General features: G+C 44.0%; 2 protein-coding genes. One reads left to right on the top strand and one right to left on the bottom strand.

The window, feature by feature from the left end; all coding sequences use genetic code 11:
- Positions 1-312 (bottom strand): PKD domain-containing protein (locus tag A3756_RS26840; RefSeq protein ID WP_231875620.1); only part of this gene is annotated, 312 nt, incomplete at its 3' end.
- Between the two features lie 232 nt (positions 313-544).
- Between A3756_RS26840 and rmuC the strand changes: the two genes are divergently transcribed.
- Positions 545-1,234: DNA recombination protein RmuC (gene rmuC / locus A3756_RS22985; protein WP_156490711.1), on the top strand; the 690-nt coding region annotated here is incomplete at its 3' end.

Below are 1,234 nucleotides of genomic sequence, written 5' to 3'. Positions count from 1 at the left end.
GTGTAACTGGTAGCGCAGGGTTGTACTTCCGTCAGGGGCAATAAAGCTCGGTGAGTCATCTTCGTCTGAGCTGAGTTCCACGAAGGGACCGTCAACCTGAATCCACTTGTAGTTTATATCGTCTTCGTCTGGGTCATGGCTGGCAGAACCGTCTAAGGTCACTAATTGTTTTTCGGTGACCGTCATGTCTTCACCTGCATTGGCTACAGGTTGATGATTTTGGGGCGAAGATTTGCCAGACGAGCCTCCATTACAGGCACTGAGTAATAGAACTAGCGGCACTATCCAGCATCGTTGTAGAAAAATTTTCATGGCAGCTATACTAAAGTGTCAAAGGTATATTCAAAGCGCTGTCTAAGGTTTTAGCGCGATTACCAGCTAGGGAAGCATTAAATGGGCCAAAATTTATGGTGTCTTCTATAATCTATTGAATAGCAATGATTATTGGTCTCTCAGACTCTGATAGTATGGTTTTTGGGATACCGTACAGACTTCTTTTTGCCGACGTAGCGGCAAATGTTTTCACTTATCTAAGGCTAACTAAATGGAACAGCACTTACTGGCGAACCTAGAGTTATTTATCGCTTGTTTATCCTTTATTGTTATAGGTGGTCTGGCTTATTTTCGAAAGCTATACCTTGGAAAGCTAAGTGATGAACAGAGCAGATACTCAGCTCTAGAAAGTGATAAGGCTCTTTTGCTGGAACGTTTAGAGGCTCAAGGTGAACAGTGTTTAAACTTACATGACGAGCTTCAGTCGTCCAGGCTTCAGGTGGTTGACTTGAATCGAAATAATGCCCGTCTAGAGGCGGTTATTGAAGAGCGTGATCGCGCAATGATTCAACAGAGAGAGCAATTTGAGTCTCAGAAAAAATCACTTCAGTCAGAGTTTGAGAATTTGGCGAACCGCATCTTTGACGAAAAGGGAAAACGCATTACCAAGGATAACCAGTTGTCTATCGAAGGCGTGCTAAAACCTTTTAGAGAACAAATTACCGAGTTCCGTCATCGGGTAGACGGTATCCAGAAGGAAAATCATGAATCGGCTGGTAGTCTAAAGAAGGAGTTGGAGATTCTGCGAAACCTTAATGCGCAGATGTCTCAGGATGCCCAGAACCTGACGACTGCACTCAAAGGCGATAAGAAAACCTTGGGTAATTGGGGCGAGGTGCAACTAGAAAGAAGTTTACAGGTCGCCGGATTAGTAAAAGATCAGCATTATCGGACGCAGGTT

This window comes from Oleiphilus sp. HI0086 (genome assembly GCF_001635225.1).
The sequence above is the reverse complement of the archived record's forward strand: the minus strand, read 5'-3'. Positions and strand labels throughout refer to the sequence as shown.